23 protein-coding genes and 4 pseudogenes are annotated in these 22123 nt (G+C 68.6%); 14 read left to right on the top strand and 13 right to left on the bottom strand.

Features of this window, described 5'->3' with window-relative positions; genetic code table 11:
- Nucleotides 1-309: hypothetical protein (locus tag AB0F52_RS45970; RefSeq protein WP_360185048.1), on the bottom strand; the 309-nt coding region annotated here is incomplete at its 3' end.
- 270 nt (nt 310-579) lie between these two features.
- Between AB0F52_RS45970 and AB0F52_RS45965 the strand changes: the two genes are divergently transcribed.
- The 5 genes and pseudogenes from AB0F52_RS45965 to AB0F52_RS45945 form a co-directional block, all read left to right on the top strand.
- Nucleotides 580-996 carry a hypothetical protein gene (locus tag AB0F52_RS45965; protein WP_360185045.1) on the top strand — a complete coding sequence of 139 codons (417 nt, stop codon included), beginning with the start codon at nt 580-582 and terminating at the stop codon, nt 994-996.
- A 1109-nt stretch (nt 997-2105) separates the two neighbouring features.
- Nucleotides 2106-2681, top strand: coding sequence for an STAS domain-containing protein (locus AB0F52_RS45960; protein ID WP_360185042.1), 576 nt, complete (start codon nt 2106-2108; stop codon nt 2679-2681).
- A pseudogene (locus AB0F52_RS45955) lies at nt 2678-3504 on the top strand (fatty acid desaturase). The gene AB0F52_RS45960 and the pseudogene AB0F52_RS45955 overlap by 4 nt, the downstream one beginning before the upstream one ends.
- The gene (locus AB0F52_RS45950; RefSeq protein WP_360185039.1) at nt 3501-3782 is read left to right on the top strand and encodes an iron-sulfur cluster biosynthesis protein; all 282 of its coding nucleotides are present in this window, start codon (nt 3501-3503) and stop codon (nt 3780-3782) included. Before AB0F52_RS45955 ends, AB0F52_RS45950 begins: the two are co-directional and overlap by 4 nt.
- A gap of 485 nt (nt 3783-4267) precedes the next feature.
- Nucleotides 4268-4470, top strand: a pseudogene (locus AB0F52_RS45945) (acyl-CoA synthetase); the annotation flags it as partial.
- 63 nt (nt 4471-4533) lie between these two features.
- Here the strand turns inward: AB0F52_RS45945 and AB0F52_RS45940 are convergent.
- A complete protein-coding gene (locus tag AB0F52_RS45940) occupies nt 4534-5244 on the bottom strand; it encodes a helix-turn-helix domain-containing protein (RefSeq protein ID WP_360185036.1) in 711 nt (236 codons plus the stop codon).
- Nucleotides 5245-5330: 86 nt separating this feature from the next.
- Here AB0F52_RS45940 and AB0F52_RS45935 point away from each other — a divergent pair, with 86 nt between their 5' ends.
- Entirely contained in the window at nt 5331-6080 is a 750-nt protein-coding gene (locus AB0F52_RS45935; protein WP_360185033.1) for an SDR family oxidoreductase, read from the top strand.
- A gap of 205 nt (nt 6081-6285) precedes the next feature.
- Here the strand turns inward: AB0F52_RS45935 and AB0F52_RS45930 are convergent, their stop codons facing one another.
- Both AB0F52_RS45930 and AB0F52_RS45925 read right to left on the bottom strand, forming a co-directional pair.
- Nucleotides 6286-7014 carry a hypothetical protein gene (locus AB0F52_RS45930; protein WP_360185031.1) on the bottom strand — a complete coding sequence of 243 codons (729 nt, stop codon included), beginning with the start codon at nt 7012-7014 and terminating at the stop codon, nt 6286-6288.
- Between the two features lie 55 nt (nt 7015-7069).
- Entirely contained in the window at nt 7070-8185 is a 1116-nt protein-coding gene (locus AB0F52_RS45925) for a hypothetical protein (RefSeq protein WP_360185028.1), read from the bottom strand.
- A 468-nt stretch (nt 8186-8653) separates the two neighbouring features.
- Between AB0F52_RS45925 and AB0F52_RS45920 the strand changes: the two genes are divergently transcribed.
- From AB0F52_RS45920 to AB0F52_RS45910, 3 genes are read left to right on the top strand one after another with little or no spacing between them, the layout of a single operon-like run.
- Nucleotides 8654-8986: a hypothetical protein gene (locus tag AB0F52_RS45920; RefSeq protein WP_360185025.1), complete on the top strand. Its 333-nt coding sequence runs from the start codon at nt 8654-8656 to the stop codon at nt 8984-8986.
- Between the two features lie 49 nt (nt 8987-9035).
- Entirely contained in the window at nt 9036-9302 is a 267-nt protein-coding gene (locus AB0F52_RS45915) for a hypothetical protein (RefSeq protein ID WP_360185022.1), read from the top strand.
- The gene (locus tag AB0F52_RS45910) at nt 9253-9702 is read left to right on the top strand and encodes a hypothetical protein (RefSeq protein ID WP_360185019.1); all 450 of its coding nucleotides are present in this window, start codon (nt 9253-9255) and stop codon (nt 9700-9702) included. The genes AB0F52_RS45915 and AB0F52_RS45910 overlap by 50 nt, the downstream gene beginning before the upstream one ends.
- 124 nt (nt 9703-9826) lie before the next feature.
- Here AB0F52_RS45910 and AB0F52_RS45905 read toward each other — a convergent pair whose 3' ends face one another.
- Both AB0F52_RS45905 and AB0F52_RS45900 read right to left on the bottom strand, forming a co-directional pair.
- Nucleotides 9827-10627, bottom strand: a complete 801-nt coding sequence (locus AB0F52_RS45905; RefSeq protein WP_360185016.1) for a methyltransferase domain-containing protein — start codon at nt 10625-10627, stop codon at nt 9827-9829.
- Nucleotides 10628-11423: 796 nt separating this feature from the next.
- Nucleotides 11424-12665, bottom strand: coding sequence for an ROK family transcriptional regulator (locus tag AB0F52_RS45900; RefSeq protein ID WP_360185013.1), 1242 nt, complete (start codon nt 12663-12665; stop codon nt 11424-11426).
- A gap of 187 nt (nt 12666-12852) precedes the next feature.
- Here AB0F52_RS45900 and AB0F52_RS45895 point away from each other — a divergent pair.
- Nucleotides 12853-13031 (top strand): annotated as a pseudogene (locus AB0F52_RS45895) (1-acyl-sn-glycerol-3-phosphate acyltransferase); the annotation flags it as partial.
- 182 nt (nt 13032-13213) lie between these two features.
- Here AB0F52_RS45895 and AB0F52_RS45890 read toward each other — a convergent pair.
- Both AB0F52_RS45890 and AB0F52_RS45885 read right to left on the bottom strand, forming a co-directional pair.
- Nucleotides 13214-14113: an NADP-dependent oxidoreductase gene (locus AB0F52_RS45890; protein ID WP_360185010.1), complete on the bottom strand. Its 900-nt coding sequence runs from the start codon at nt 14111-14113 to the stop codon at nt 13214-13216.
- 111 nt (nt 14114-14224) lie between these two features.
- Entirely contained in the window at nt 14225-15103 is an 879-nt protein-coding gene (locus AB0F52_RS45885) for an NmrA/HSCARG family protein (protein ID WP_360185007.1), read from the bottom strand.
- A 139-nt stretch (nt 15104-15242) separates the two neighbouring features.
- On the opposite strand from AB0F52_RS45885, the gene AB0F52_RS45880 reads away from it, so the two are divergent.
- Nucleotides 15243-15503, top strand: a complete 261-nt coding sequence (locus AB0F52_RS45880) for a hypothetical protein (protein WP_360185004.1) — start codon at nt 15243-15245, stop codon at nt 15501-15503.
- A gap of 323 nt (nt 15504-15826) precedes the next feature.
- On the opposite strand, the pseudogene AB0F52_RS45875 reads toward AB0F52_RS45880, so the two are convergent.
- From AB0F52_RS45875 to AB0F52_RS45855, 5 genes and pseudogenes are all read right to left on the bottom strand, one after another.
- Nucleotides 15827-16586, bottom strand: a pseudogene (locus AB0F52_RS45875) (ABC transporter ATP-binding protein).
- 6 nt (nt 16587-16592) lie between these two features.
- The gene (locus AB0F52_RS45870; RefSeq protein WP_360185001.1) at nt 16593-17624 is read right to left on the bottom strand and encodes an amidohydrolase family protein; all 1032 of its coding nucleotides are present in this window, start codon (nt 17622-17624) and stop codon (nt 16593-16595) included.
- Between the two features lie 12 nt (nt 17625-17636).
- A complete protein-coding gene (locus tag AB0F52_RS45865; RefSeq protein WP_360184999.1) occupies nt 17637-18578 on the bottom strand; it encodes an ABC transporter substrate-binding protein in 942 nt (313 codons plus the stop codon).
- Between the two features lie 23 nt (nt 18579-18601).
- A complete protein-coding gene (locus AB0F52_RS45860) occupies nt 18602-19387 on the bottom strand; it encodes an ABC transporter permease (protein WP_360184996.1) in 786 nt (261 codons plus the stop codon).
- 65 nt (nt 19388-19452) lie between these two features.
- Complete coding sequence (locus tag AB0F52_RS45855) at nt 19453-20190, bottom strand: ABC transporter permease subunit (protein WP_360184993.1); 738 nt, start codon at nt 20188-20190, stop codon at nt 19453-19455.
- A 762-nt stretch (nt 20191-20952) separates the two neighbouring features.
- Between AB0F52_RS45855 and AB0F52_RS45850 the strand changes: the two genes are divergently transcribed.
- From AB0F52_RS45850 to AB0F52_RS45840, 3 genes are all read left to right on the top strand, one after another.
- On the top strand, nt 20953-21165 hold the full coding sequence (locus AB0F52_RS45850; protein WP_360184990.1) for a hypothetical protein: 213 nt from the start codon (nt 20953-20955) through the stop codon (nt 21163-21165).
- A gap of 82 nt (nt 21166-21247) precedes the next feature.
- Entirely contained in the window at nt 21248-21694 is a 447-nt protein-coding gene (locus AB0F52_RS45845) for a hypothetical protein (protein WP_360184987.1), read from the top strand.
- Nucleotides 21691-22020, top strand: coding sequence for a transcriptional regulator (locus tag AB0F52_RS45840; protein WP_360184984.1), 330 nt, complete (start codon nt 21691-21693; stop codon nt 22018-22020). Before AB0F52_RS45845 ends, AB0F52_RS45840 begins: the two co-directional genes overlap by 4 nt.
- The last annotated feature ends 103 nt before the right edge of the window (nt 22021-22123 follow it).

The following is a 22123-nucleotide window of genomic DNA, read 5'->3' as shown; positions in this document are numbered from 1 at the left end:
GCACACTCGCACGACGGTGCCTTCGACGTCGCACACCCGCACCACGGTGCCTTCGACGTCGCACACCCGCACGACGGTGCCCTCGACGTCCCACACCCGCACCACAGTGCCCTCCACGTCAGAAACCTGCACTACGGTGCCGTCGACGTCGCACACCCGCACCACAGTGCCGTCGACGTCCCACACCTCCACCACGGTGCCTTCCACCTCCACCAAGGGCACGAGCGCGACGTCGACCACCGGCAGTGAGACGACGTCCAGCTCGCCAGGGGTGGGTCTCGGCACCACCTCGTCCGGCATCGGCGGCATCGGCGGCACCCAGGGGCACGACAACGGGCCCATCGGTACGTCCGGCCTCGCCAGTACCGGGGCCAGCCCACTCCTGGGTGCTCTGGTCGGGCTGGGAGCGCTGCTCGTCGTCCTCGGCGGATTGCTGCTCGCGGTCGCCCGCCGCTTCCGCAGGGCAAAGCGGTAAGTGCCGGACGATTCCCTGATCGCGCCCCTGCCCACGGGCAGGGGCGCTCGGGCTTGTGGTCGAACCGATTCAGTTCCTTTTCCGCCATCACAAAGAGGTGCGACATGACTGATTTGCTGCAGCCGGTCTGGTGCATCGCCGGCTCGGATCAGCTCGAGTCCGGTCATTCGCTGCCCGCGGTCGCGGTCAACCTCGTCGCCGAAGTGGGGCAGCTGCGAGATCAGGGGCAGTTCCCGGAGCACGTTTCCATGGGCGTCGAGGTGGACTCAGGCCTGCACCTCCTCGACGTCCGGGTCCACGGTCTGTCACCGGAGCGCGATCCTGACCGCACGGAGACGATGTCGGCCATCCGCACCGTTTTCGAGCTGGCCAGTCACGCCAATGTCGTCGACATCAGCGGCGCCGTCGCGCCGTTGTTCACCATCCGCATCGTGGCTGTCGACTTCGACAGCATTCCCTACGCCGGGCTTCTGGGCGCAGGAATGGGCGACATCCATCTCGCGGTTCAGCACCGCTGGTGACGTGCCGGCCAACGACAGGGGCTCCGCGTTCCGGGCGATACCGCCGGACTCGCCTCCGCAGACCGGCTACCCGAAGGGGGAGACATTTCCGCTGGACCGGCGAAGTGCGCTGAGGCGGAGCGGCCGGACGGGTCGTCGCGCTTGCGGTCGGCGAGGGCGTGCCGACAACGCCGCCGACACCGATGGCGGTGGCTCACACGCCAGGTGCCGGCGGCCGAGTGCCGGCGCGGCAACGTCCGCCTAACGCCGTCGCGGGCGCGGTCCGGTAGCCGGTGGGATCGGAATGCCGGGTTCGGTCAGCGCCCGGCGGGTCTCGGCAACCGCGGGCCTGTCCGCCGGTTCCCGGGCTGTCCTCCGCGTGAGGTCGGGCGGTGTGCCGGTGGAACCCGGAGCGGCCGGCCCAAGCGGGCCACGGCGGACTCGGTGCCTGAATACTTTCGTTCGGCGGTTGGGACTCAACGCCCTCGACCAACACCCACGCGCCCCGGCGGAGCAGGGGCATGGGGAGACCGAACGGTCGTCGTGACCCGGCGGGTGGCGGTCACCGGACTGGGCGGTGACGCCGGGTGGCGGTGGAGTGAAGGCGTTCTGGGAGTTGACGACCTCCGGGCGCACCGCCACCGGCAGAACACCCTCTTCCTTGCGGAGGCTTCCGCTCCAGAATCGCCGCGGAGTGCGCCTTCGACCTCGAGGAGGCGGGACTGACTGCGGCCGAGAACCACCGGATGGACCGTTATGTCCAGTTCGCGGTCGTCGCCGCGACCGAGGCACGGGCCAGACGCAGGTCGAAGTGGCGGACCCGTGGCGGGTCGGCGTATGCAGGGGATCCGCGGTGGGTGGCACGACGCTGCTGGAACACGACTACGTGGCCACCTCCGGTGAGGGCGAGTCTCGATCAGCCGACGCGGCTGTCCACACAGCAGAAACCGGCCCGGGAAACCCGCTGTGGCCTCGGCATCGCGGTATGATCCAGGTGACAGCGCCGGAGCGCCCAGTCCCTGCCCTCGCGACGATCGACCGCCAACGACGGCCGCATCTGTCCATCGGCCGCGCGCTCGTCATCACAGCGGTGAGGATCAGTAGCGGTCGGCAAGCCGAGGAGCCCGATCGTGAAACTCAGGACACTCGATCTTCGCCGCCGGCGATCACCGGCAGCACCGCCGGCGATCCCCATCGCACACAGTCGCAGCGGCGGCAGCACAGAGCTCGGTGTCGTTCGTGCGGTCATCGAGATGCCGGCCGGCGGGCGTGAGCCCCCGATACGCCGGAACCCGCCACTGACCGTGGCGACCGAGCAATGCGGACGGACGCTCGTGCTCCTCGTGGACGGCGAGATGGACCTGCACACCGCCCCCGCGATGCGCCAGGCGCTCGAATCGGCGTTGAGCAAGAGACCGCAACGGCTGGTCGTGGACCTCTCCTTCGTCCGGTTCCTGAACTCGGCGGGCTTGGAGGTCCTGCTGGCCGCGCATCGGCAGGCCGCGACGCGCACGGATCTGCGGGTGGTCGCCACCACCCGCGCGACCTGGCGCCCCATTCAGATCACCAGGCTGCACGAACAACTGGCCATCCACACCTCGCGGGCCGAGGCCATCGCCGCGCCCGCCCGACGCGGAAATGAAGACCGCCCTGCCCGAGGGGAAACCCACCAATCCGTCCCATCGCTCGAATCGACACCGTCATGACCACAACCGAACACACCTCGCCACCACAACTCTTCCCGGCCGGCCCGAAACCCATCGTCGCCGGGGAGCATTCCCGGGGTGAGCTGGTCACCATCCGGGTCTTCCTGCTCGCCCCGTTCCTCGCCTTGATCTCGGTCGTGGTCCTGGTGTGGGGCGGGGTCGCCGACCACCGCCGGCACCACGCCTTCTCCGATCGCGAAGGCGACCCGCACTCCCCGTGGCTCTACGGCACTTCACCGCTCGCGCTGGCCCACGGGTTCTGGCACGCCCACCTGGGCTGGCTCTTCGGCCGCGACAAGACCAACATCGCCCGCTTCGCCCCGACCTGGCCGCCGATCCCGACATCCGCCTGGTGGACCGGCTCTTCCCGCTGTGGGTCGCCGCCACCGTGCTGGTTCCCGCCGCGCTCGGCGGCCTGATCGGCGCCACGTGATGGGCCGCGCTGACCGCGTTCCTCTGGGTCGGGCTGGCGCGGGTTTCCTTGCAGCACCGCGTCACCTGGTCGGTCAACTCGATCTGCCACCTGATCGGCACCCGCCCGTTCACCAACCGCGACCGTTCCGCCAACTTCTGGCCGTTGGCGATCCTGTCGATGGGCGAATCGTGGCACAACTCCCACCACGCCGACCCCACCTGCGCCCGCCACGGCGTGCTCCGCGGACAGGTGGACATCTCCGCCGGCGTCATCCGGATCTTCGAGAAGCTCGGCTGGGCGACCAAGGTCCGCTGGCCCCCAACGCGGGAACCGGAAGCCCGCCTGGTGAGCCACACCAGTTCCGCGATCACCGTATACAGAAGGCGAGACCGTCGATGTTCACCATGACCGAATCGGCCACCGAAGCGATCAACCAGCTCACCGCGGCCCAGAACGTCCACACCGAAGGCGGCCTGCGCCTGACCCTCGACGGTCCTCCCGGGGAGGGCGCCGAGCTGAAGGTCGAGGTCGCCGCGCACCCGATGGCCGGCGACCGCGTCATCACCACCGCGAACACTCAGGTGTTCCTCGGCCGCGAGACCCGGGTCCACCTTGCCGACAAGGTCCTCGACGTCCGCAAAGACATCGACGGGCACTACACATTCCTGGTCACGACCCCGCATTGACGCACGATCCGGACTCGACGAGCGCCTCGCGTGCCAAGGCCTGCGGGGCCGGCACCCTGATCGGGGCGCGGACGCGGCCAGTTCACGGACGAGAAGGCTATTTTCCCAGCAGATTGCCCTGCCCCGGGTAGGCGGCCGCTTTGAGCGTGACCTCGTTCTCCTGTTCCAGCAGCCGGTTGCGCTTCCGCAGCTCAGCGGATCACGCCGGGCCGGGTGCCGTCGTCGACGTCGGCGGCGCGCAGCCAGTTGGCCAGGCGCGATTCGGAAATCCCGAAATCCTTCACCGTGCTATGCCTCTACCCCCCCCCGCGAGTTCCGCGACGACGTGATCGCTGTGGCCCGTCGTGGTGAGGCCCGTTGAAGCAGGTCGCGGGTCTGCTGGCCGGGCTGGATCTCGGGGTCGGCCCGGACTGGATCATCGACGTGCATTCCCTCGCCTGGTGGGAGCTGGTGGCGGCGGACGCGCCGCTGAACCCCGCACCGGCCCCAAGGCGGTGCGCTGCACACACGGCAAGATCGTGTTTCCGGTCGGATGTTCGCCGACCGATTCAGATTGTCCACATCGGACATCGCCTACCTGTCGATGCCGATGTTCCACTCCAACGCGATCAACGCCGGCTGGTCGGTCGGGCTCGCGGCCTGCGTGACGTTCGCGCTGCGCCCCCGGTTCTCCGCATCCGGGTTCCTCACTGTTTCGCCTTGCCGCCAGAGTGGAGATGCTTGAGCTTCCTGCGCAACAGGTGGTGACTGTTCACTGCATTTGGCGGTCACGGCGCTGCGTCTGCTCGGTTGCGTAGGTTCGGATATGGGCCAGGACGGCACCGATACCAGCACGCAGGGGGGTGGTGTTGCGGCGCGTCTGGGTGAGGAGAAGTCCGCCCTGTAGTGCGGTGAGCAGGGCGAGAGCGAGGGCGTCGGTATCGGTGTCGGTGCGCAGATCGCCTCGGGAGCGCATGCGAGCCAGGCCTGCGCGGATCGGGGCCTCCCAGCGTTCGAAACTGTCGACGAGATCCTGCCGTGCGCATGGGTCGTTGTCGGCCAGTTCGGCCGCGATTGATCCGATGGGGCAGCCGCCGATGCAGTCGCGCTGCTCTTGCAGGTCGATGATCAGGTCATGCCAGCGATCGAGCGCGTCGAAGCTGTCGAGTTCGTCCAGGACGGGTCGCTGTGCGGCCAGGATGCTATCGGCCTGGTGTGCGATCACAGCCCGGATCAGGTCGTCCTTGTCTGTGAAGTAGTGATATATCTGCGACACGCTGACGCCCGCTCGTCGCTGGACGTCCTCTAGGCCGGTGCGGGCGACGCCGCGAGCGGACACCAACTCCGCGGCGGCGGCGATGATCCGGCTTCTGGTTGCCAGGCCCTTCGAGGTGAACTTCCGGGGCCCCGTGGGCGCGGCCGCGCTTGTCCGGCCCGGTTGGCCCGCGCGGCGTCCTCGAGCTTCGGGTGTGGGCTGCTCCATAAGTCCACTGTACTCGATTTTGGCGTTGACACTCCAAAAAAAGAGAGCACTGTCTGGAGTGTCTGCTCCATTATCGAGAGGTTCTCATGACCACCGACCTGACCGGCTCCACCGCCCTGATCACCGGCTCCACCAGCGGCATCGGCAAAGCCACGGCCGTCCAGCTGGCCGCTCTCGGAGCACACGTCATCGTGTCCGGCCGAGACAAGGCACGCGGTGACGCCGTCGTCGCCGGCATCCGCGCCGCCGGCGGGACCGCGGACTTTGTCGCAGGTGATCTGGGCGACGAGCACAGCGTGCGACAGCTCGCCTCCCGTGCCGCCCAGGTGGGCGGCGGCCATGTCGACATCCTCGTCAACAGCGGCGGTATTTTCCCCTTCGGCGCCACTGCCGACACTCCGGCCGACCAGATCGACGAGGTCTTCGCCGTCAACGTCAAGGCGCCCTATCTGCTGGTGGCAGCGCTCGCCCCCGCGATGGCCGAACGCGGCCACGGAGCGATCGTCAACGTCACGACCATGGTGTCGGAGTTCGGCATGAACGGGATGGGCCTCTACGGCTCCAGCAAGGCCGCTCTCATGTTGTTGACCAAGTCTTGGGCTGCTGAATTCGGCCCTGCCGGCGTCCGCGTGAACGCCGTCAGTCCCGGCCCCACCCGCACCGAGGGCACCATCCCCATGGGCGACTCACTGGACCAGCTTGCACAGGGCGCGCCTGCCGGGCGCGTCGGACAACCCGAAGAGATCGCTGCCGCCATCACCTTCCTTGCCACCGAGGAGGCCAGCTTCATCCACGGCGTACTGCTGCCGGCTGACGGCGGCCGCCTCGCCGTCTGACACCTCGACCGCCCTCGACCCGCCGACCGCCGATCGATGGGCCGGCGGGTCGCGGGGCTTCGGGCGAGGCAAAGTGTTGGCAGGCCCGAACCTGGTGATCATGGGCTGCACGAGAGCGTTCTGGCCCCGCCACAGACGAGGCGAGGCCAGAACACAGATTGTCATGACACTTCCAGGTGCTGCGGTGCTCCGCGTTCGGGCCGCGTCAGCTCATCGCCTGAGCAGACGAGGGGGCGATGACGCTGCGCGTCGTGAAGTTGATCACCCCGGCCCGTGGTGGCCCACCCGCCCCCAGGTCATGGTCCAGAGCCTCGCCCAACCTGTTGCCACAAACGTCTTCGAGGCGTTCGGAGACGACGAGGCGGTGCTCCCCGGCGCGCCACGGGTGGCTGGGAATGAGCCGCGCCGTGGTTCCGTCCAGTGCGAGTGACACGCGCGTCCGAACGACCTTTCCCGACGGGGTCAGGACTCCGATCTCGTCCTCGCACAGGGCGGTGTCCATGACCCTGTCGAAGTGCACGACGGCGGGATCGAGACTGCCCGCTGTGGGAGCGACGAGACGCCAGTGGGTCTCGTCGACCGCCTCCGGAACTGGATCGCTTACGCGGAAGGTATGGCGCGCTGTTTGCCCGAGCGCCGTGACGACAAGGCTGTACGTCCGCCCAACGACAAGCGCCGGCTCGTGAGACGGGTCCGCTCCAAGACCGCGTTTGATCCTTCCGGGCTCCATCAGGACGGTCAGGCGGCGCCCGTCAGCGGACCAGAGCTCTTGCGACAGGACGAGGAAGGGCTCACGCACCACCTGCTCCTCCTCGTTCAGCAACCAGAGGTGGTCACGATCGAAGTGCGCCTCTCCCGGCCTGGGAAAATGGAGGTAGAAGCGCAGGGTGTTGGCGGGCAGGACCTTGGCTTGAGGAGAGATGCGGATCGGCACCCCGGGGGAAGTTTGGATCCGCATCTCTGACGCCCTCAAAGTTCAGACCTGCCGTTCACGCCGGCAGCTTGTGCATGCTCTTGGTGCCCGGGAAATCCATCTCCACCCAGATCTTGTCCAGCCGTCCGGGCAACGGGGTGACCATCAGGGTCTCCAGCGTCAGATCGCCGGTATCGGCGTAGCGGGTCAGCGAGACGAAGAAGCGGTCGCTGAACAGGTCCGCCCGCAGCGACGATCCGACGAACAGCACCTGCTTGCCGACCGGCCCGGCCGGCATGAAGGGGGATTGGTCCAGCATCGGGCCCGTGGTCGGCCGGTTCTCGGGGGTGAAACCTTCGGCGGTCCGGATACCGGAGAGCGGGACGACCATGGGACCGCGGCTGAGATTGGTGATGAACAGCTTGTCCCCGTCTCCGTCACGGTAGGCGACCATGCTGATGGGCTGGCCGTTGCCCATGTCGCCGATCGTCTTGCCCCGCACCTGCGCGCCGTGCTTCAGCTCTGAGACCGGAATGGTGACGAGCGGGCTGCAGGCGTAGGCGGCGATGAGCGTGTCCTCGCCGTCGATGTCGGCGAACTGCATGGCTCGGATCGGAGCACGCGTTTCGTATTGGCCGTGAGCGAGGTGGTAGATCTCCACCTGGGTCTCGCTGGCGGCCCCGGTGAACGGGTAGGGGATCCGCCGCAGCGTGGAGGAGAACTCCTGGTTCGAGACGCCGGCGACGAACACCTCTCCGGCGTGAAACTTCAGGTCCACGATCGTCATGGACCGCAGCGGCGTACGCGCCTTCTCATCGAAGACCGCCGCCGGTGGCATGGGGAAAGTGCCGGCCCGGGACTTGAAGGTCTTGTCCTCGTCGGGAACATCGGACAGTTGGTGCACCGCCACTTTCGACGACGAGAGGTCGAACGGGCGGACCTCGCCGGCGAGCGAGACGCTCACGACCGCGGCCTCCAGGCGATCGCCGTTGCGCACGCCGAGGGACAGGTACGGCTCCCGCGTCACGGGGTGGACGGCCATCCCGTTCATCACCAGGCTTTTCGCCGTCACGCCCAGCGCTGCGGCGATCTTCTCGTCGATCGACTCGAAAAGGAAGGGATCCAGCGAGGCCGGCGCCTGGCCGCGTTCCGTCTCGAAGGCGAAGACGACTCCGAGCTTGCTGTCGCCCACGAAGAGGATCCCCTCGGGGCTGAAGGTCAAAGCCCCCGCCGACCGGGGGGTGACGTGGTTAACCGTGTTCATATGGCCTCGTCCCAGCACGTTTTGTAGGTTTCACTCCATTGTCACGCGGCAAAAATGGAGTGTCAACTCCAAAATCTTGGGTGGCCTGTGCCCGGCCATCCGGACCCAGCGGGCCGAGCGACCGAAGATTGAGATCCCAGTAGTCAGACGACGAAGGCGCGCCATCCAAGGAGGATGCATCGCGAGGTCGACCCCCTCACCTCCCTTGGGCTCGTGCTACTGCTCCCACCTCTGGCGCGAGACCCTCAACACTGCCGGCATCCTCCACAAGCGCACCCGCTGTGGAGTCGTGGCGGTTCGCGCCGTCCGAGGCGATCCCCTAGGGGCACGCCGTTGGCGTCGATGGATCGTGGTGGTCGAGCAGCCGGTGCTGGGTATCCGTTCGTAGCCGAGGCCGTGGATCAGCGCGGCGACGCGTGGCGCATTCCGGCCATCGTCCTGGCCGGGACTGCGCCCTTCGCCTTGCTGACCATCACCGGTGCTCTCGTGCCGGCGGTCGTGCTGGTCGTGCTGGTCGCGGTGGCGGCCGCGTGCTGGGGACCGTACTTCGCGATGGAGCGCACCTTGGTGCAGCGCCTCACCCCGGCCGGCAGCGCGGTCGCGGGCACGCTCAGCACGGGCCTCGGCCCGATCCCCGTCGTGGCGGTCGCGACGGCGGGCTACCTGCTGGTGGCGATCACGACGTCGATGGCCATTGGACGTTCGAGCCTGACCATCACTTCTGCCTGAACGGTCGGCGTACCCTACGTCGGCTGGGCTCCCGGGAAACGAGGTGCGGGTGGACGAAACGGAAGCTGTAGCGGGGGATAAGGCCTACAAGCGACCGACGATTCAAGAACTCGTCGATTTTGTCATGGCGGATCCGCCGGCGGTCGACAACTTGGCGGAACTGCTCGATCTCGCGGCGGTGGGCATCGTTAAGCACGCGTGGCGTAACAGCCCGTTGGAGGTTCGCGAGTTTCTCCGAGACTTCTTCCGTGAGATCTTCGACCTCGATGTTCCTCCCGCGAAAATGGCCGAAACTCGCAGGCCGTCTCCTGAGTGACGGCGCACTGCTTCTAAGTGGATGGGACTTCCTGGGCGAGTTCGCCGCCGCCGACTTGCCGGCCGACTCGATGCTCAGTCCGCTGTTCACGGCGATGATGCGCCGGGTGCTGACACGCGGGTACACCGTGCGGGAAGCCACGGGCGAGCTCTATGAGGAGCTCAACGACCACGTCGCCGCGAATCTCGATCACCTCGCCGAAGTCACCGAGCAGTACGGCCTCCGGGCCGCCCTGTACCTGAAGGCCAAGGCTGCGCATTACGAGGGATGGTGGCTCGGACGGGACTGGCCTCAACTGGCCGAAGCGCTGGCCGTCGTGCTCGCCGATCCGGAGCACGACCATTGGCAGGTCGGCGGCTACCCGGTCCGGCCGGCAGGCCGGATCGCTGTGGGGACCTGATCCGCGGCATTCATCTCCGTGTCCTTCCTGCGAAGCCCAAGGCTGCTTCCGCCAAAGGCACACTCCGGGCGGCGTCCTCTCGCACGACCTGCACCACGCGGTCGCTGAGCCGATGTCGGCCGACTCAGGCGCGGGCGAGGACTTCTCCGTGCGGGATCATCAGCCAGCCGTCGGGGTGCGCCGCCCAGTCCAGCCACGCCCGTGCGATGGCGTCGAGGTCGGCCTGTGTGGCCAGTCCGCGGTCGAGGGCCATCCTGCCGACGGAGGAGTGGATCCGCTCGGCCCACATATTGCCCCACGTCGAGCGTTCCTCGGGGGTCGCGTAGCACCACACGGAAGCAGACGGCGTGACCTCGGTGAACCCGGCTTCGTGGGCCCAGGCGAGCAGTCGCCGGCCGGCGTCGGGCTCGGCGTCGTTGCCGCGGGCCACGGCCCGGTACAGGTCCTGCCAGTCGTCGAGCCGTGGGTCCTCGGGCCACCACCGGAACGCGCCGTAGTCGGCGTCGCGCACTGCGACGACTCCGCCGGGGCGCGTCACCCGCCGCATCTCGCGGAGAGCGGCGACGGGGTCGGACAGGTGCTGGAGCACTTGGTGGGCGTGGGCGACGTCGTAGCTGTCGTCGGGATCGGAGAGCGAGTACGCGTCGTCGACGGCGAACTCGACGGACACCCCGCGTCGAGCGGCGTTCGACCGGGCGGCAGGGAGCGGGTCTTCGGTGATCTCGACTCCGCGCACCCGCCCGGGTGCGACGGCTTCGGCGAGGTCGGCCGTGATGCTGCCCGGACCGCAGCCGACGTCGAGCAGGTCCAGCCCCGGGCGGAGCAGCGGCAGAAGGTAGGCCGCCGAACTGACTGCGGTGCGCGCCGCGTGGCTCGCCACGACGACCTCGGCGTGGCCGTGGGTGTAGACGTCCTTCCCTGCCATAGCCCACCCTCGTTCTCAAGTAGTGAGACAGTGTGTCCGCATGATGAACGCTACTCCTGGCCGCCCTTCTCGGGCAATGGACTGCCGTAGACGACGAGGCTGGCTGCGAACTGGGTGATGTTTCCTTGCCGATGGCGATCAGATCGGTCACCTCGCCGTCTGCATCGTCGTCGACATCGATCACCGGCCGCGTGCCGGCGCCAGCCGTCCTGCCTGGGGTCCTCGGCTGGGCGCACCTTGCGCGACTCGTTACCCTCGTCGCTCGCCGGAGGCAACTGCGGACGCCGCGCCAGGTGGTCCAGGCTGTCGGAGGTGAGTGCCGGCAGGCATGCGTGGGCGAGCGAACGGTGTCGCGCAGCGGGGTGTCGGCGAGGCGTGGGCAAAGGTCGCGCTGGGCGTGCAGCAGGGTTCGTCCGGCCGCGGCGTGGTGGGCGACAAGCAAGACCGCGTGGCCAGTCGTGAGCCGCGAGGCGATTCGCCGTCGAAACGCCGTGTTCCGCGAGAACGAGCCATCGAAGGCGGTTCTCGTCGACACCGTGATCGTCCGACTGACCGCTGCGTGGCGGGAGTTGCTGGCAGCGCACGAAACCGACCACCGGGCCCGGTAGCGCGGTGCACACCGCGGCGACCTGCTGCCGAGCCTCCGCCGGATCGCTGCCCTCGCCGATTGTTCCGCCCTGGCCTGGCGCGTCACCGACCGGCTGGCGGCCACGGCCACGGCTTGGGCCGGCTCAGCTCCTCCCGAGCCCTCACCGTCGCGCACGTCGCTCGCTCCCGAGTGACACGCGCGGCCGGATCACCAAGCGGTCGGTGAAACCCGCGGCGTTTCGCTCAAGGGATCGTGCAGTAGCCGTGAGAATCCGAGCTCGCCGGCGCCGATCAGGGTGGTGTCGTCCCCGAGAGCCGACACACTCAGGCGCACTTTTTCCTTTGCCACCGGCAGCACATTGCGGGCGACGCGACTACGTACTCGCGGCAGTACACCGGCGTACACATCCCGCAACATCCCGCCGAAAACGACCACCGCCGGATTGAACAGATTGATGAGATTGGCCACGCCGATGCCCAGCCAATCCCCGACGTAATCGAGCGCGTCGCGAGCGTCGGCATCGCCCGCGGCCGCGTCGTCGGCCACCGCCCGCACAGCGTCACGGCCGAAGACCTCCGCCGGTCGGCGTGCGGCGTCCAGCAAGGCTCGTTCACCGGCTTCGGCCTCCAGGCACCCGCTGGAGCCGCAGCCACAGGGGCGCCCGCCGTGCGGGTTGACGACCATGTGGCCCAGTTCGCAGCCGTACCCCGCGTCGCCGTCCAGCACCGTGCCGCCGACGATGATCCCGCCACCGACGCCCACGTCGCCGTGCAGGTAGACAAGGTTCTGCACCCCCATCCCGGCCCCGCGAACGTGCTCCGCGAGCGCTCCGAGATGCGCCTCATTCCCGACCGGCACCCGCAGTCCCAGCCCCAGCCGGCGTGCCAGTTCAGCGCCGAACGCCTGGTCGACCCAGCCGAGGTCGGGGCCGAAACGGACGGTACCGTCGTCGGGACGGATCATTCCGCAGTACGAGGCCCCGAGCCCCACGCAAGTCGACGTCGACGGCGCCGCCTCGGTCAACTGGCGGCCGAGTTCCGCGAGCGTCGTGACCACGTAGTCGAGATCGACTCCGGACCGGCGCCGGGCAGCGACCTTGCGGTCCAGGATGACACCGCCGAGGCCGACCCGGGCGGCGACCAGCCGGTCCACCGCGACGTCGAACGCCAATACGTGGAAACGCTGAGTCTCCGGCCGCACAATGAACGACGGGCGGCCCTGGTGACGGTTGTCCGTCTGCGCCACTTCCCGGACCAGGCCCGCCGCGCTCAGTTCCGACGTCAACGTCTTGATTGTGCTTCGATTGAGGTTCATCCGTCTCGCGAGTTCAGCCCGCGAGATTCCGCCGCTCAGGTGCACAAGGCGAAGAAAAGCACCGCGATTGTGCCGACGCATGTCCTCCTGAGCCAACCCGACCCTCGAGCCGTCCCAGGGCGTCAGCAATTCCATGTCGTGTCCGATGCGTAGAGTGTTTGGGCCAGACTCGCACCAACGTGTCCTTCGCGCAATCCCGCGATGCGGCCGGGTCCGGGCCTGCAGCCTGCCGGCCTTCGCCGGCCTGGATGCTCCGCCGGGTTGTGCGGCGTCTGGATGACGCGTGTAACCGGACGCTGCTTTCCGATGAGTTCACTGGTACGGGCTGGTGCTCGAGGTCCACATCTGCCCGGAGATCGCCCGGGCCGCGCGGAGAACCGTCGTGAGCTGTCGGCGCTCGCCGAGGCTGCGGTGCATTCGGCGCCGGGGACGGTGCAGATCCCGGCCCAGCGGCGCCGGAGCACCCAGCGGGTCCCACTGGCTTCGCCTCCTGCGAAGTGATCCGGGCCTGTCGCCGCGATCCGGCGACAGGCCCGTCCGGTCGGTTCGCCCGTCCGAACTCGGTCCGACCCCGCTGGCTTGGACCGTCAGGCCGGCTGAAATCGCCCAGCTGACTCGGCGCGCTGGACTGATCGGTCTGTCGCGCGCGCCCGGTCTGCGCCGGCACGAAGCCGCGCTCCCGTTCAGCTGATGGCGAGCGTGAGCTTCCCGCCGGGGTGACCGTCCTCGCTCTCGACCTGCGCGGTGGCCGCGTCCTCGAGGGGGTAGCTCTTGCCTTGCGCGATCCGGACCCCCCGGTCGGTGACCCAGCCGACGATCGCGGTCAGCACCTCCCGCGACTGCTCGGGACCCGAGTACGGGATCCCCAGCTCGTAGGCGGCCTCATCGGCGATGGTGACGATCCGGTCCTTCGTGCCCCGCACCTTGACCGACCCGGGCAGCACCCCGTGCCCGGCGGCGTCGAACACGGCGTCCACCGGTCCCGGCGTGGCCTCGCGAACCCGCTCCTCCCAGCCGTCGCCGTAGAGGACGGGCACGACCCCCAGCGACTTCAGGTCGTCGAGGTTCCGGCTGCCGGCGGTGCCGATGACGGTAGCGCCCTGCGCGACGGCCACCTGCGCGGCGAAGCGCCCGACCGTGCCGCTGGCGCCGTGGACCAGCAGCGTCTCGCCTTCGCGGACCTCCAGCAGTCCGAGGACGCGAAGCGCGGTCTCGCCGGCGACCGGCAGCGCCGCCGCGTCTGCCCACGAAATGCCTGCGGGCTTGGGCGCGAGCGCCTTCGCCAGCGCGTACTCGGCGTAGCCGCCGGTCTCGGGCCAGCCGAACACCTCGTCGCCGACAGCGAACTCGGCGCCCTCGCCCGCGGCGTCGACGACGCCGGCCACTTCGAAACCGGGGGTGTGTGCGAAGGAAACCTGGAAGTTCTGCCGCTTGGAGCCGTTGCGGATCTTCCAGTCGAGAGGGTTGATCCCGGCGGCCCGGACGGCCAGCCGCACCTGCCCCGGGCCGGGTTCCGGCACCGGGACCTCGGACAGCTGCAGGACTTCCGGCCCGCCGTAGGCGGAGAAGGTGATCGCTCGCATGGGTTCTCTGCGTTCCTCGAGTTGTGATTTCGAATGTTGGCGGATGCGTTGCCGTGCCCGGAGCGCCGAGACCGTGGGCACGAGCGCGGGGCGTTCATCGCGGCCGGAGGCTCAGGAACCAGCCACGTTTGTGGGTGCGGTCCAGCCGGTGGATCGGATCCACTCGGCCAGGTCGAGGGTGGCCGGCTCGATCGCCCGCACCACCGCAAGATCCGACGGGTGTTCCGCCGCCTTCGCGAACTGGCGGAACATTGCCCTGTCGAGGTCGCTGGGAAGCACGCTCAACGGGAGGGTCTCGTAACGTGCCGGGAGCCCGGCGTGCGCGCCGAACGCCGCGGCGATCTGGGGGCCCGTCAGCTCGTCGCCGACGAGCTCGACGGCTCCGCCGGGTGCCTCCGCGGTGTCGAGCAGGAGCGCGGCGGCGACCCGGCCGACGTCCCTGACCGAGATCATCTTCAGGGCGGCGTCCTCCGGCAGCGGCAGCCTCAGCACGATCTCTCCGTGCTCCAGGCTCGGTGCCATCTCCTCCATGAAGGGGGTCGGGCGAAGCATCGCGGCCCTGAGGCCGGACTTCCTCAGGTGCTCCTCGATCGAGTGCTTCGAGTCGTGGTGCGGCACACCCCGCTCCCGGTCCGCGCCGAAGACCGAGTTGAACACGACGTGCGGGACGCGTGCCGCGACCGCCGCGTCGACGAGCGCGGTGCCGATGCGGATCTCCGTCTCGACCTCTTCGAGGTTGTCCACCTCCGGGGTCATGAAGTAAAACGCCTCGACCGCCGTCAGCGCGGCGGCCAACGACGCCGGGTCGTCGGTCCGGATGGCCGCCAGCTCGACGCCGCGGGCGGCCAGCGCCTGAGCCCGGTCGGATTGCGGGTTGCGGACCAGGGCCCGCACCGTGGCCTTGTGGTCCAGCAGCGCGTCGAGCACCGCCCCGCCCTGTCGCCCCGTCGCGCCGAAGACTGCGATCGTGCCGGTCGTCTGTGTGCTCATCGCTGCCACCCTTCACCAGCGGCCTCGACCTTGATCTTTTGTGACATGTCTCTACGGTGCGGTCTGCGGCGCCTGGCGCACCACCGGTATCGCGCCAGGTTTTTCCGATAACCCGCCAGTGGTGGGTAGCCTCGATCGCGTGTCCGACCCCAGCGGCGAGCCGAGCTTCTGCACCGACGAGGCGCCGTTGTCGGCGCCGCTGGCCCATGGCGCCGCCGTGACCGCGCACTTCCAGGACCACGGCCAGCTCCGCTACGCCGCGCGTGGGGCCCTGGTCACAGCGACCCAGGTGGGCACCTGGGTGGCGCCGGTCAGTCGGATCATGTGGGTGCCGCCCTACGCGGTGCACAGCAGCAAGGCGTACGGCGAGACGAGATCCAGGTGCTGTCGCTGCCCGTGACGCTGACCGGACAGCTGCCGGCCGAGCCGTCGGTCTTCGTGGCGAGCGCGTTGCTGCGCGAGGCCTATCCGGCGCTGATGAGCGAGGGCGAGCCGCTGGAGAGCCCCCGTGCGCGGCCGCTCGCGATCTGTGGCGCAGACTGGGAAACGATCGGTGCGGTAGCGTCCGCGGTCCGCCGCAGATGCCCACAGCGACAGCACCAGGAAACTCGGTCTGACCGCGTCGGGGCGAACACCCGGCCCCGCATGCCGGACGCAGCCATCATGCCCGGTCCACACGTTGGCCCGCGCCCGGACGAAGTACTCCTATCTTGGCAAGCATGGTCATGTTGTGGCGGCGCGGATCAGCCGGCCGACTCTGCTGCGGAGGTGGATGAACTCGGGTAGTTCCCGGGTGGTGATCTGGTCGCGTTGCCGTGGCAGGGTCGACGGTGAGGTCGCCGATCACCCGCCCGGGAGCGTGTCCGAGTACCACGACGCGGTCGCCGACGTACACGCTTTCGTCGATGTCGTGGGTGACCAGCAGGATGGTCATCTTGCGGTTCGCCCGGACGCTGAGGAGCAGATCCTCCAGTTCCTCGCGGGTCTGTGCGTCGACCGAGCCGAATGGTTCGTCCATCAGCAGCAGCGTGGGCTGGTACGCCAGCGCTCGTGCGATCGAGACGCGTTGCTGCATGCCGCCGGAGAGCTGCCAGGGGTACTGCCGCGCCGCGCCGGCGAGCCCTACCGCTTCGAGTGCCTCAATCGCCGCCGCGCGGCGGGCTCTGCGGTTCATTCCGTGTCCGCGCAGGGGCAGGGCGACGTTGTCGCGGACCGACAGCCAGGGCAGCAGCGTGCGGGAGTAGTCCTGGAAGACCATGGCGAGATTGTCCGGTGTGCCGTCGACCGGTGTGCCGTCGAGCCGGATCTGCCCGCTGGTCGGGCGGATCAGCCCGGCGATCGCGCGGAGCAGGGTGGACTTGCCGCACCCGGAGCGGCCCACGATGCTCACCAGTTCGCCGTCGCCGGCCATCAGGGTGACGTCTTCGAGAACGTTGGGGCCGGGCCTGCGGTACGCGTGGGAAAGCTTCTTCACCTCCAGCATGGCCGGTCATAGACCGAAGACCAGTTCGGCGTTCGTCTGGAAGAACGCCTTCCTGGCCGTTTCGTCGATGGGCAGGTTGTCTTGTGTGGACACTTCCTCGATCACGTACTGGTAGGGGTAGTCCATCGCGTAGAGCACCCGGTCGGGACCGAGCACTTCGCGGCAAAACATGATCGCCGGATGCCAGGCCATCCCGCTGGTGGTGACCCAGACGTTTCTCCGCAGGTAGTCGCTGGGCTTGCCGGCGATCGGCCGGATGGCGTCGTACCTGCCCGACCGGACGGAGGCCGCGTGCATGTAGTCCAGCCGGTAGAGCCAGAACGGCAGTGCCTCACCGAGGTGACCGACGACGACCCGGAGCCGGGGGAACCGGTCGAACACGCCGGCGGTGATCATGCGGAGCAGATGCATTCCGGTCTCGACCGCGAACCCGTAGATCGCCCCGTCCAGGCCGGCTTCCAGCAGTGGTTGGATCATGGTGCGCGGTGGGGCGGTGGGGTGCAGGTAGATCGGGGTGTCCAGCGCCTCGGCGGCCTCCAGGATGGGCCAGAACCTCTGGTTGTCGAGGTACTCGCCGTAGGTGTGCGAGTTGATGATCACGCCTTTGAAGCCGAGGCCGGCGCCGCGCTCGATCTCCTGGGCCGCGGCCGGTGGGTCCTGCGGAGCGACCGCGGTCAGGCCGGTGAAGCGGTCGGGGTGGCGCTGGCATGCCTCCGCGAGCCGGTCGTTGGCCACGATCGCCATGGCCACCGCTCGGTCGGGGGCGAGCACCTGGACGCCGGGTGCGGTCAGCGAGATGATCTGCCGGTCGATGCCCGCGGCGTCCATGTCGGCGAGCCGGCGTTCTCCGAGATCCTGGAGGCGTTCGGCGACCGTGCTGGCCCGCTCGCTGCCGTGCCGGGCGTAGAAGCCGACCAGGCTGACGAATCCGGGATCCAGACCGGTCGCGGTGCCGAGCATGTCCCGCCACAGCGTCATCAGCTCCGGGGGTGCGAAGGCTTCCTCGGTGGCGATGCGCAGGTAGCCGACCTTCGCCATGGTCTTCTCCGTTCACTGGAACATGCTGGAGACGTCGAACCGGCCGCTCAGCATGTGCTGTTGTGTCATGAAGTCGGCAACCCGCTGAGCATCGGCCTTGTCCAGGGAGGAGGAGAAGGTGCCGATGGTGATCGCGTCCGCCGTTTGCGGTGTCAACCCGCTGATGTAGCTCGGCAGTACGTGCGTCACCTGGTCAGGGTTGCTCACGGCGAGCTTGTGTGCTCGCGCCATCGCCCGCTGGAACGCGGCGACTGTTCGCGGGTTTTGCTTCGCGAACTGTTGCGTGGTGTGGTAACAGCCGATCGGGAAGTCCTCGGTGGGGCCGCCGATCGTGTCGAGCACCACCCGCGCCCCGAGCGTTTGCTTGAACTGGGCCTGGAACGGGTCGGTCGCGAATGACGCGTCGATCGACCCGTTCTGCAGAGCGGTGCCCATGGTGGGATAGGTGACGTCGACGAACCGCACGTTTGCCGGGTCGACGCCGGCCGACTGGAGCGCCGCACCGGTCAGCAGCGCCGGCAGGCCCCTGCTGTTGATCATGCCAATGGTGGTGCCCGCGAGGTCCTTCGGGGCGTGGACGGTCGACGCCTTGGGCGTCACGATGACGTACATGTTGTGTTTCGCCCGCGCGCTGTCGACGATGATGCGCAGCTTGAGCCCTCTGCTCGCAGCCGCGATCGGCGAGACGTACCCGTCGTGGGCGATGTCGACCGCACCGGAGAGATTCCGGGACACCGCCTCTTCCGAGCCGGCCAGGACCACCGGAGTGACCTTGAGTCCCTCGGCCTGGAAGTACCCCTCCTTGCCGGCCAGGTAGACGGCGGCGGCGTCCCAGGTCGGCAGGACGCCCACCTTGATGTCCGTCCTTTCCGGACCTTGCGCGTTCCCGCCGCCCGGCGCGCCGGATCCGCCGCAGGAGGTGGCGAACAGCGCCATGAAGGCGAGGCAGGTCATCGAGAACCTGTGGCGAAGTGCTTTCACCGGAACTCCTCTGCGTTGTGATACCAGCCGAGGATGCGCCGCTCGGACACCAACAACGCCGTGTTCAACAGATACCCCAAGGCGCCGAGCAGGACGATGGCCGACCACATCTCCGGCAGCTGAAAACCCTTTTTCGCGTTCGACAGGAAAAAACCGATGCCGTCGGTGGCGCCGACCAGTTCGGAGGTCACCATCAAGATGATCGACAGCGACAGGCTGATCCGCAGCCCGGCGAAGATCCTCGGGGCGGCGGCCGGGACGATGACCAGCAGGAGCCGTACCGGCCGGCTCAACCTGAACACCCGGGCGACGCCGAGATAGCCGGGCTCCACCTTCCGGGCGCCGTCCATGGCGGTGAGCAGGATCGGCCAGACGACCCCGAAGACGATGACCGACACCCGCATGGTCGTACTGAACTTGAACAGCACGATGAACACCGGGATCAGTGTGGTCGCGGGAATCGACCGAGCAAAGTGGATCAGCGGCTGGACGTAGTCGTTCGCGTGCTTCGACCGGCCGAGCGCCACCCCGACCGGGATGCCGATCACGGCCGCCAGTGCCCAACCACCGAGCAGGCGCCCCAGGCTGGGCAGCAAGTGCTCGACCGCGGTCGCAGTCAGGAAACCACGGCTCACCGGACCGGAGAACCAGGTCTCGTACAGGGTCCCGGCGACAGTGCTCGGCGGCGGGAAGTACGGTTCGTAGTCCGCTGGCACGACTGTGGTCGTGAGGAACTGCCAGAGACCCACCGCCGCAAGCAGAACGGACCAGCGCAGCGCCACAGCGGCCAGGGCGGAGCGGACCCGACGCCGACCCGCGGGGACGGCGGTCCGGCGTCCGGACGTCATCACCCGGCCACCCCCAGCCGTTCGAAGTGCCACCGGAACGCCTTGCGCTCGATGTACCGAAGCAGGACGTCAAGCACCAGGCCGAGTCCGCCGGTGACCGCCACCGCGGCGAAGACATCGGCCGCGCCGGCCGGAATTCCGCTCGCGTCGAAGATGAACTGACCGAGCCCGTTGCCGCCGCCACCGGAGATCAGTTCGGTGCTGATCGTGACGATGAGGGCAACCGAGGAGGCCAGCCGTACCCCCGTCGCCACGAACGGGGCGACACTCGGCAACCAGACACGCAACAAGATCGCGGCAGGGCTCAGCCCGAAGCTGCGAGCCATGTCGCGAGCCAGGGGATCCACCTCGCCGGCGCCGTAGATGGTGTTGATCAGGATCGGCCAGGTCGCCGCGTACGCCGCCAAAGTCCGTTCCATCTCGCCCTGATCGGACACGACCAGCAACACCAACGGGACCAGTGCCACCGCCGGGATCGGCCGCAAGAACTCGACCAGGACCCGGGCAGCGGAGTCCACCACCGGCAGGCTGCCGAGCAGAACCCCGGCGGGCACCGCGATCACGATCGCGATCACCAGACCGGAGGACCATCCGCCCAGGGTGAACAGGACGTCGCGGAGGAACCCGCCATCGGTGAGCAGGCGCCCAGCATGGGCGAGAACAGTCGACGACGGCGGCAGGTAGGCCCGGTCCACCAGACCCGCGCGGCCAACCAACTCGCCCATCAGCAACAGCACCAGGACGCCTGTCAACCCCCGTATCAGCCGCCCCGCAGCGCCTTGATGCCCTCGGACCAGACGGACCGGGGCGACCAGCGCCTTCACAGGGGGATCGGCCAATACGCACTCCCGCAGAGAGTTCACGATCAGTATACAATTGATCACGCATAGCGGCTATGGCCAATCGGTGTCCGCCTCTGATGTGGCTCACCAGCGGATCTCCCCGGAGCACCTTCGGCTGCTACAAGTCGCGGACACGTGCGAGTTGGCATGCCGACAGGGTGAATTGCCACGTAGCGAAAACGTCCTGCCATGCCGACGCCAGGCGTGGCGCACTTGGGAGACTACGGCCGTCAACGATCATGAGGTGTTGAACGTCGAGGACTGGACAGAGACGCCGTTGATGTATAAGGACAGGAACGGAAACACGATCGCCGGCTCGGTCACGTGGGTGTACGGATTCGGTGACGTGACTCCGTTCGGAACGGAGGTTCTCGAAGCGGGCGGCTTTCGTTTCATTGGAAAGCGCTACCGGTCGCGGCTGGACGGGAAGCTGGTCCTCCATCGCCGAAACGGACCCGATCAAGGGCCACCCATCCGACGCGTTCCTCGAGCAGGTCGCCGACGTCGCGGTCAGTGGTCCGCTCACTGAGATGACCGGCTGGGGAACCACCCGGGGACGACACCGCACAACCCGCGCGGTGGGCTCCGCCGGATCGACGTCGCACCGCTCGCGCGGTCGGCCTGTGCCGGCGGACCGGCCCGATCGGCATCGACGAGGTGTGTCGCGACCACACACCCGGCGGCGGGGCGCCGGCCACGGCGGTTCCTGGACGGCGGCTTTTCACCGCGTCGACGGCCGCGGTCGGCTCGGCCGGCCGCACCGGGGTCGATCGGTCGGTGCTCTGCTCGCAGTCGCCCGCCATCTACACGAACCTGGCCTGCTACGCCCCCTGGTTGCGGCAGCACCAGCAGCTCGTCAAGCGGCGGTGAGGGGACCCGCCCGTGTCCGTCCGCTGATCGGTCACTCGGCCTGCCCTTGTGTTTCCAACTTGGAAACTCTGCAGTTGCCATCATGGAAACCAATGGGTCGATCAGCGTGCCGGACGCGTCAGCCGCGCTGGCAGAGGTCCGGCGCAGCCGGGCGCGCGTGGCGTGGAGTGGCTATCCGGCCTGGTACTGGCTTGCGACCGGGGCAGGTCTGAGTGTCGGGACGGTGGCCATCCTGCTGCCCGACTGGTGGGGTCTGGTGGTCGCGGCCGTGGTCACGGCCGGACTGATCAAGGTGGCGCACATCGCCGGCCGGATCCGCGGGGTCTGTGAGGGGTGGACCGGCGGCGCGATGACCGCGCGGGACAAGCTTGCACTGTACGGGCCCTCGGTCGCGGTGATCCTCGCGGACGCCGTCGCGCAGCGAGAGGACTGGTGGTCACCCTGGTCGCCGATCGTGGCCGCGGTCCTGGTGTTCGGGCTGTTCACCGGCGTCGGCCTGACCCTCGGCGCCCGGGCCGGCCGCCGGTGAGCTCGTCGCACGACACCGAGCCGATTACGGCGGCCGACGGGTTCGACCACCTGATCCACGCTCCGGTCCGGTTGCGGATCTGCGCGGCGCTGGATCCCGTCCGCGAGATCGAGTTCGGCGCCTTGCTGACCCTGCTGGACATCAGCAAGTCCGCGCTGAGCAAGCACATTGCGGTGCTCGCCGAAGCCGGGTACGTCATGCAGCGGCGCGCCGTGCGCGATACCCGGCGGCGGGTCTGGCTCCGCCTCGACGAACCGGGGAGGTCTGCCTACCGAGCCCATGTTGCCGCTTTGCGCCGCATCGTCGGCGACGCCCTGGCTCCGTGACGTGGGGCGGGCGTCGGCCCGCCCACCCCCCCCCCACCACCCCCCGGCAAACACAGTGAGCGGGGGGGGGGGTGGGTAATGGGTGGCGCCGGCGCCAAAAAAC

The organism is Amycolatopsis sp. NPDC024027, from assembly GCF_040638975.1.
Taxonomy (GTDB): Bacteria; Actinomycetota; Actinomycetes; order Mycobacteriales; family Pseudonocardiaceae; genus Amycolatopsis.
The sequence above is the reverse complement of the archived record's forward strand: the minus strand, read 5'-3'. Positions and strand labels throughout refer to the sequence as shown.

Coding starts and splice junctions, on each gene's coding strand:
- AB0F52_RS45965 (WP_360185045.1), top strand. CDS start 580: ATGACTGATTTGCTGCAGCCGGTCTGGTGCATCGCCGGCTCGGATCAG.
- AB0F52_RS45950 (WP_360185039.1), top strand. CDS start 3,501: ATGACCGAATCGGCCACCGAAGCGATCAACCAGCTCACCGCGGCCCAG.
- AB0F52_RS45940 (WP_360185036.1), bottom strand. CDS start 5,244: ATGGAGCAGCCCACACCCGAAGCTCGAGGACGCCGCGCGGGCCAACCG.
- AB0F52_RS45935 (WP_360185033.1), top strand. CDS start 5,331: ATGACCACCGACCTGACCGGCTCCACCGCCCTGATCACCGGCTCCACC.
- AB0F52_RS45910 (WP_360185019.1), top strand. CDS start 9,253: ATGTTCCTCCCGCGAAAATGGCCGAAACTCGCAGGCCGTCTCCTGAGT.
- AB0F52_RS45905 (WP_360185016.1), bottom strand. CDS start 10,627: ATGGCAGGGAAGGACGTCTACACCCACGGCCACGCCGAGGTCGTCGTG.
- AB0F52_RS45900 (WP_360185013.1), bottom strand. CDS start 12,665: ATGGAATTGCTGACGCCCTGGGACGGCTCGAGGGTCGGGTTGGCTCAG.
- AB0F52_RS45890 (WP_360185010.1), bottom strand. CDS start 14,113: ATGCGAGCGATCACCTTCTCCGCCTACGGCGGGCCGGAAGTCCTGCAG.
- AB0F52_RS45885 (WP_360185007.1), bottom strand. CDS start 15,103: ATGAGCACACAGACGACCGGCACGATCGCAGTCTTCGGCGCGACGGGG.
- AB0F52_RS45870 (WP_360185001.1), bottom strand. CDS start 17,624: ATGGCGAAGGTCGGCTACCTGCGCATCGCCACCGAGGAAGCCTTCGCA.
- AB0F52_RS45865 (WP_360184999.1), bottom strand. CDS start 18,578: ATGACCTGCCTCGCCTTCATGGCGCTGTTCGCCACCTCCTGCGGCGGA.
- AB0F52_RS45845 (WP_360184987.1), top strand. CDS start 21,248: ATGGAAACCAATGGGTCGATCAGCGTGCCGGACGCGTCAGCCGCGCTG.